The sequence below is a fragment of the Cellulosimicrobium composti genome, from assembly GCF_010287905.1.
GTDB classification, from domain to species: Bacteria; Actinomycetota; Actinomycetes; order Actinomycetales; family Cellulomonadaceae; genus Cellulosimicrobium; species Cellulosimicrobium composti.
In genome coordinates this window covers 78,558-86,295 of sequence record NZ_JAAFAN010000010.1, presented here as the reverse complement: position 1 = coordinate 86,295, position 7,738 = coordinate 78,558, and the positions used below count along the sequence as shown (strand labels likewise).

Here is a 7,738-nt window from a genome sequence, read left to right as displayed (position 1 = left end):
CGTCGAGGTCGCGCGACGCGAGCGACGTGCGGGCTTCTTCGGCGCCTCCGGCGCGTCCTCGGCCGCGGGCGTCCCGACGGCGGCGGGCGCGGCGTCCTTCGACGTGGCGGGCTCAGCGGTCTCCGGCGTCGCGGGCGCGGCGGCCGCGGAGGTCGCGCGGCGCGAGCGGCGCGCGGGCTTCTTCGGGGCGGCGGGCTCGGCCGCCGCGTCGTCCGCGGGCACCTCGACGGGGGCCGCGGGGGTCTCGACCGTCGGCGCCGCCTCGGCGGTCGCGCGCGCGGCGCGGGTGCGCTTGGTGCGGCGCGGGGCGTCGGGTGCGCCCAGGAGCGCGTCGGCGTCCGGGACCGGCGCCGCGGGCGCGGCCGTCTCCGTCGCGGGGGGCGCGCTCAGGCCGAACTCGGAGAGGACGTCCAGGGGTGCGTCGGTCGCGGTGGCCTTCGCCTTCTTGCCCCCGGTGGCGCGGCGCGTACGCGGCGCGCGAGCGGGCGCCTCGGCCGCGCCGGCCTCTGGGGCGGGTGCCTCCGGGGCTGCGGGCGCGGCGTCGGGCGTCGTGCTCGGCGCGTCGGCCGGGGCGTCCGCGGGTGCGGTCGTCGACCGGGTCGCACGGCGCGACCGGCGTGCCGGCTTCGTCGGCGCGTCGTCCGCGGAGGACGCGACGACGACGGGAGCCTCGGCGGCGGCCGTCGTGCTGGGGGCGGCGTCGGGCGACGCCGTGCCGGTCGTCGGGACGACCGGCGTGGTGGGGGGTGCCGCGCTGCGCGTCGCGCGGCGGCGGGCGGGCTTGCGGCCCGCGGAGGTCGAGCTCTGGGGCTGCTCCTGCGCGGCGGCGGTTCCCGCCGTCGACTCTGAGGAGGTGCTGTCGGAGGTGCTGTCGAGCGTCACGCGTCGTGCTCCTGCTGCCACAGGGACCGCCCCGCACCGTGCGGCCCCTCGGGGCGGTCGGTCGTCGCTCGTGACGAGCGCACCGGAGCGCGTCGTCCGGCGACGGAAGTCGTCGGCCACGGCCGCGGGCCGCGTGCGCGGCGCGGGCGCCTGCCACCGGGCCCTTCGCCCCGGTCGGCGCTCCGACTGCCGCGGTCCGCTGGAGCCGCGATCTCGTGCTCGTCGGGAGGGCGATGCGGAGCCCACCCGGCTCTGCCCAGTATCGCACAGGGGGACGGACCGACCCCGGCGACACGCACCGCTGCCCGGGCCGGGCGTCCCGCGGGGGCGGGACCAAGGTCCCGGCTGCTTGTGAACATAGTCACAAGGGCCGTGTTTTCAGCACTTCTCGTCATCTCGTGGGCTTCGGATGGGGCAGATTGGACCTGTCGCCGGACGCGGTGGGCGGTCCCCCGGCCACCCGCGACGGCGAGCCCTCCCGATACTCCGCCGACACTTCCCCGACCCGGTCGGGCCCCCCGAGGAGCGCACGTGGATGCCCTAGCCCTGGCGCGGTGGCAGTTCGCCATCACGACCGTCTACCACTTCATCTTCGTCCCGCTGACGATCGGGCTCGCGCCGCTCGTCGCCATCATGCAGACGGCCTGGGTCCGCACGGGCAACGAGCGGTGGCTGCGCCTGACGAAGTTCTTCGGCAAGCTCCTGCTCATCAACTTCGCGCTCGGCGTCGTCACCGGCATCGTGCAGGAGTTCCAGTTCGGCATGAACTGGAGCGAGTACTCGCGCTTCGTCGGCGACGTGTTCGGGGCCCCGCTCGCGATGGAGGCGCTCGCCGCGTTCTTCATCGAGTCGACGTTCCTCGGCCTGTGGATCTTCGGCTGGGACCGCCTCAACAAGAAGGTGCACCTCGCCTGCATCTGGGCCGTCGCGATCGCGACCAACCTCTCCGCGTTCTTCATCCTCGCGGCGAACTCGTGGATGCAGCACCCCGTCGGCGCGATCTACAACCCCGAGACCGGGCGCGCCGAGATGAACGACATCGGCGCCGTGCTGACGAACAACACGCTCTGGGCCGCGTTCCCGCACCAGATCACCGCGACCTTCCTCACCGCGGGCACTTTCGTCACGGGGGTCGCCGCCTGGTGGATGGTCCGCCTCGTGCGGACCCGCAAGGCGGAGAACGTCGAGCTCGCGCGCGACGTCTACCGTCCCGCCGTGACGCTCGGCGTCATCGCGATGCTCGTCGGCGGGATCGGCGTCGGCGTCTCCGGCGACATCCAGGGCAAGATCATGTACGAGCAGCAGCCGGGCAAGATGTCGTCCGCCGAGGCGCTGTGCCAGGGCCAGGAGAGCGCCGCGTTCTCCATCCTCACGATCGGCGACCTGTCGAACTCGTGCGAGAACGTCCGGCACCTCATCGAGATCCCCGGCCTCGCGTCCTACCTCGGCACCGGCCACTTCTCCGGCCCCGAGAGCTACCTCCCCGGCGTCGAGGACGTCCAGGAGCAGATGACCGAGCGCTACGGCGACGTCACCGCCTCGGGCGACCCCGTCACGTACACGCCGAACCTCGCCATGACGTACTGGTCCTTCCGCCTCATGATCGGCATGGCGGCGGGCTCCGTGCTCCTCGCGCTCATGGCGCTGTGGCTCACGCGCAAGGGCCGCGTCACCGACAACGTCTGGTTCGCGCGCGTCGGGCTCGTCGCCATCCCCATGCCGTTCCTCGCGAACTCGTTCGGCTGGATCTTCACCGAGATGGGCCGCCAGCCGTGGGTCGTCGCCCCGAACCCCACAGGCATCGACCAGATCCGCCTGCTCACCGAGCGGGGCGTGTCCACCGTGGTGAGCCCCGGCGTCGTGCTCACCTCGATGATCGTCTTCACGCTCGTGTACGGCGCGCTCGCCGTCGTGTGGTTCACGCTCATGCGGCGCTACGCGGTCGAGGGCGTGCCGCTCTCGGTGCGCGACGAGTCCCCCGAGGCGCAGGAGCCGCCGGACGAGGGCTCCGACGCCGCCGACCGTCCCCTGTCCTTCGCGTACTGACGCGGCTCGCGGACCTCACCCAGAAACCCAGGAGAAACCACCGTGGATCTCGCCGTCGTCTGGTTCGTGCTCATCGCGGTCCTGTGGACCGGCTACCTCGTGCTCGAGGGCTTCGACTTCGGGGTCGGCATGCTGCTGTCGATCCTCCCGCGCGGCGACTCCGAGCACCGGGAGAAGGAGCGCCGCGTCCTCATCAACACCATCGGACCCGTGTGGGACGGGAACGAGGTCTGGCTGCTCACCGCGGGCGGCGCGACGTTCGCCGCCTTCCCCGAGTGGTATGCGACCCTCTTCTCCGGCTTCTACCTGCCGCTCCTGCTCATCCTCGTGGCGCTCATCGTGCGCGGGGTGGCGTTCGAGTACCGCGGCAAGATCCGCGACGAGGGCTGGGCACGGCGCTGCGACGTCGCGATCCAGGTCGGGTCGTGGGTCCCCGCGGTGCTGTGGGGCGTCGCGTTCGCCAACCTCGTGCGCGGCGTGCAGCTCGACGCCGAGCACCAGTTCGTCGGCGGCTTCTTCTCGCTCCTGTCGCCGTTCGCGCTCCTCGGCGGTCTCGTCACGCTGAGCCTGTTCCTGCTCCACGGCTCGGTGTTCGTCGCGCTCAAGACCGACGGCGAGATCCGGGCGCGTGCCCGCCGGCACGCGTCGGTCTTCGGCGTGGCCGCGCTCGTGCTCGCGGGCGGCTGGGCCGTGTGGGCCCAGGTCGCGTTCTCGGTCGCCTGGACGTGGGTGGCGGTCGTGCTCGCCGCGGCCGGCCTGGTCACGACGCTCGTCGCGAACCGCCGCGGGTCCGAGGGCCGGGCGTTCACGGCGTCGGCCGTGACGATCGTCGCCGCCGTCGTGCTCATCTTCGGCTCGATGTACCCCGACGTCATGCCTGCCGTCGACCCGGCGAACTCGCTCACGGTGCACAACGCGTCGTCGACCGACTACACGCTCACCGTGATGACGTGGGTCGCGGTGATCCTCACGCCGCTCGTCATCGCCTACCAGTCGTGGACGTACTGGGTGTTCCGCCGCCGCCTGTCGACCACGGACATCCCCGCGCCCGCGGGCCTGTCGCTCAAGAAGGTCCGCGAGGCGGCGTTCGGCGGCGCGTCCTCGGGCGGCTCGGCCGGCCGCGGCCTGACCGACGGCTCAGGCTCGGGCTCGTGAAGCCGCTCGACCCGCGGCTCCTGCGCCACGCGCGGGCCGCGCGAGGGTACGTCGTCCTGACGGCGGCGCTCGGGTTCGCCACGGCGGCCCTCGTCGTCGCGCAGGCGGTCGTCCTCGCGTCGGTCCTCGCGCCGGCGATCCAGGGGACGGCCGACCTGGCCGACCTCGGGCCGCGGGTCGGGCTGCTCGCCGGGGTCGTCGCGGCGCGCACCGGCACGTCGTGGGCGCAGGAGCGCTTCGCGCTGCGCGCCGCGACCCGCACCGTCGCCGAGCTGCGCGAGCAGGTCGTCACGCACGCCGTGGCGCTCGGCCCGCGCTGGCTCGCCTCCGGCCGCGGCCCCGAGGTCGCGACTCTCGCGACGCGCGGGCTCGACGCCCTCGAGCCGTACATGGTGCGCTACCTGCCCCAGCTCCTGCTGGCGGCGACCGTGACGCCCGCGACGCTCGCCGTCGTTCTCGGGCTGGACTGGGTGTCGGCCGTGATCATCGCCGTGACGATCCCGCTCGTCCCGCTGTTCATGATCCTCGTGGGACGCCTCACCGCCGGGACGTCGGAGCGGCGCCTCGTCGTCATGCAACGCCTCGGTGCCCAGGTGCTCGACCTCCTCGCCGGTCTGCCGACCCTCCTCGCGTTCGGCCGGGCCCGCGGCCCGGAGCGCCGGGTGCGCGCGCTCGGCGAGGCGAACCGCCGCGCCACCATGGGCACGCTGCGCATCGCCTTCCTCTCGGGCATGGTGCTCGAGCTCCTGACGACCCTGTCCGTCGCGGTCGTCGCGGTGGGCGTCGGGCTGCGTCTCGTGCACGGCGGCATGGGCCTCGAGCCCGCGCTCGCGGTCCTCGTGCTCGCACCCGAGGTCTACCTCCCGCTGCGCCAGGTCGGCCTGCACTTCCACGCCTCGACCGACGGCATCGCCGCGGCCGAGCAGGCGTTCGCGGTGCTCGACGAGGAGGCCCCGCGGCCCGGGACCGTCCCCGCGCCCGCGCTCGCCGGGTCGACGCTCGCGCTGCACGGCGTGAGCGTGCGCGCCGGCGAGCGCGACGTCCTCGCGCCCGCCGACCTCGACCTCGAGCTCCGGCTCGGCACGTCGTCCGGACGCGTCGTCGCCCTCACGGGGCCGAGCGGTGCGGGCAAGACGACGACGGCGATGGTCCTGCTCGGACTCGTGCGACCCGACCGCGGCACCGCGACCCTCACCGCGCCCGACGCCGCGCCGCTCGACCTCGCCGACGTCGACCCGTCGACGTTCTGGCCCCAGGTCGCGTGGCTCCCCCAGCGGCCCGTGCTCGCGCCGGGGAGGCTGCGCGACGTCGTCGCGGGCGGGCTGGACGTCACGGACGCCGACCTCGACCGCGCCGCCCGCACCGCGGGGCTCGACGCCGTGCTCGCGACCGTGCCCGGCGGGTGGGACGCCGAGGTCGGGCGCGGCGGCGTCGGGCTCAGCGTGGGGCAGCGCCAGCGCGTCGCGCTCGCCGCGGCCCTGCTCGGCGACCCGGCCCGCGTCCCGCTCGTCGTCCTCGACGAGCCGACCGCGCACCTCGACGCACGCGGCGAGCAGGTGGTGCTCGACGCCGTGCGAGCCTTCCGCGACCAGGGCCGCACCGTCGTGGTCGTCGCGCACCGGGCCTCGCTCGTGCACGCGGCGGACGACGTCGTCGAGGTCCGGTCCGGGTCGCTCGACGGGTGGGGACCGGCCGTCGGCCCCGCCGTCCGGCCTGGCGAGGTCGGCGAGGCCGGCGAGCCCGGTGAGCCCGGGACGGGCACGACGCCCCCGCTCGTCCCCGCCGGGGCGACCGAGAGGAGCCGACCGTGACCCGGCCTCGCCCGTCGACCGACCCGCTGCGGCGCGCGGTCGCCCTCCTCGACGTGCGCTGGCGGCGCGTCGTGTGGGCGGTCGTGCTCGGCACGCTCTCCCTCGGGAGCGCCGTCGGCCTCGCGGCCGTCGCGGCGTGGCTCATCGCGCGGGCGTCCCAGATGCCGCCCGTCCTCACGCTGTCCGTCGCGGTCGTCGCCGTGCGCGCGTTCGGCATCTCGCGCGGGGTCTTCCGCTACCTGGAGCGCCTCGCCTCGCACGACGTCGCCCTGCGCGGCATGGCCGCCCTGCGCGCCAACCTTTACACCGCCCTCGCCCAGGGCACTCCCGGGTCCCTCGTGGGGCTGCGGCGCGGCGACCTGCTCGCGCGGGTCGGGGCCGACGTCGACACGGTCGGCGACGTCGTGGTCCGCGCGCTCGTGCCCGCCGGGGTCGCGCTCGCCGTCTCCGTCGGGTCCGTGGTGCTCGTCGGGGCGTTCCTGCCCGCCGCGGGCGTCGCGCTCGCGCTGTGCCTGCTGCTCGCGGCCGTCGTCGCACCGTGGCTCTCGGCACGCTCGGCGCGCGACGTCGAGGCCCGTGGCGCCGCCGCGAGGGCCGCGATGACGGCGACCACGCTGGAGATCCTCGAGCAGTCGGGCCCGCTCGCCGTCTCCGGGCGGCTCGACGCACGCCTCGACGACCTGCGGGCGACCGACCGGGCGCTCGCGCGCGTGACCGACGACGGCGCGCGCCCCGCCGGGGTCGCCGCCGGGATCGCGGCGCTCGCCGTGGGCCTCGCGGTGCTCGCGTCCCTGCTGCTCGGCATCCCCGCGGTGACGGCGGGCACCCTCGCGCCCGTCGAGCTCTCGGTGATCGTGCTCACGCCGCTCGCGGTGTTCGAGGCCGCGAACGCCCTCCCGGCCGCGGCCGTGCAGCTGCACCGCTCGCGCCAGGCCGCGGCGCGCGTCGTCGCGCTCCTCGACGGAGCGGCCGACGCCCCGCCCGCTCGCGCGACCACCGCGCCGCGCGGCCCCGTGCCCGGCGAGGCCGCGAACGCCGCGGCGCGCGACGGCGGGGCGCGCGATGCCGGCGCGTCGCTGACACTGGTGGGCGTCGCGGCGGGCTGGCCCGCAACCGGGCGCGCCGTCGTCGCGGGCGTGGACCTCGACCTGCGCCCGGGGCGCGCCGTCGCGGTCGTCGGGCCGTCCGGCGTCGGCAAGACGACGCTGCTCGCGACCGCCGCCGGGCTCGTCCCCGCGCTCGGGGGTCGGGTGACGCTCGACGGGCGTGACGTGGCCGCGCTCGCGCGCGAGGACGCGGCGCGCGGCGTGGTCCTCGTCGCCGAGGACGCGCACGTGTTCGACACGTCCGTCCTCGAGAACCTGCGCGTCGCGCGCGGAGACGTGACCGCCGAGGAGGCGGAGGCGACGCTGCGCGACGTCGGTCTCGGCGCGTGGCTCGCCGCGCTGCCCGACGGCGTGGGGACCGTCCTCGGCCCGGACGCCACGACCGTCTCCGGCGGCGAGCGCCGCCGTCTGCTCGTCGCGCGGGCGCTGCTCTCCCCCGCCCCGCTGCTCCTGCTCGACGAGCCGGCCGAGCACCTCGACGCCGCCGGTGCGGACGCGCTCGTGCGGCACGTCGTCGCGGCCACCCGCACGGCGCGGGACCAGCGCGGCGTCGTGCTCGCGACGCACCGGCTCAGCGCGCTCGAGGCCGTGGACGAGGTGCTGCTGCTCGGGGTGCCCGACGACGCCCCGGACGGCGCGCCCGCGCACGTCGTCGCCCGTGGGACGCACGCGGAGCTGCTCGACGTCCCGGCCTACCGGTGGGCGCTCGACCAGGAGGCCGCGACCGTCGGGTGACCG

Annotated in this window: 4 protein-coding genes and 1 pseudogene; 4 read left to right on the top strand and 1 reads right to left on the bottom strand. The window is 75.9% G+C overall.

Annotated elements, in window-relative coordinates:
- Positions 1-882 (bottom strand): annotated as a pseudogene (locus GYH36_RS04945) (hypothetical protein); the annotation flags it as partial.
- A gap of 531 nt (positions 883-1,413) precedes the next feature.
- Between GYH36_RS04945 and GYH36_RS04940 the strand changes: the two are divergent.
- Genes GYH36_RS04940 through cydC form a run of 4 tightly spaced genes read left to right on the top strand, consistent with a single transcriptional unit; the run spans position 1,414 to position 7,735 of the window.
- Entirely contained in the window at positions 1,414-2,928 is a 1,515-nt protein-coding gene (locus tag GYH36_RS04940) for a cytochrome ubiquinol oxidase subunit I (protein WP_024840771.1), read from the top strand.
- A 42-nt stretch (positions 2,929-2,970) separates the two neighbouring features.
- Positions 2,971-4,083, top strand: a complete 1,113-nt coding sequence (gene cydB, locus GYH36_RS04935; RefSeq protein WP_162289269.1) for a cytochrome d ubiquinol oxidase subunit II — start codon at positions 2,971-2,973, stop codon at positions 4,081-4,083.
- Positions 4,080-5,894 carry a thiol reductant ABC exporter subunit CydD gene (gene cydD, locus GYH36_RS04930; RefSeq protein ID WP_162289268.1) on the top strand — a complete coding sequence of 605 codons (1,815 nt, stop codon included), beginning with the start codon at positions 4,080-4,082 and terminating at the stop codon, positions 5,892-5,894. Before cydB ends, cydD begins: the two co-directional genes overlap by 4 nt.
- A complete protein-coding gene (gene cydC / locus GYH36_RS04925; protein WP_162289267.1) occupies positions 5,891-7,735 on the top strand; it encodes a thiol reductant ABC exporter subunit CydC in 1,845 nt (614 codons plus the stop codon). The genes cydD and cydC overlap by 4 nt, the downstream gene beginning before the upstream one ends.
- The last annotated feature ends 3 nt before the right edge of the window (positions 7,736-7,738 follow it).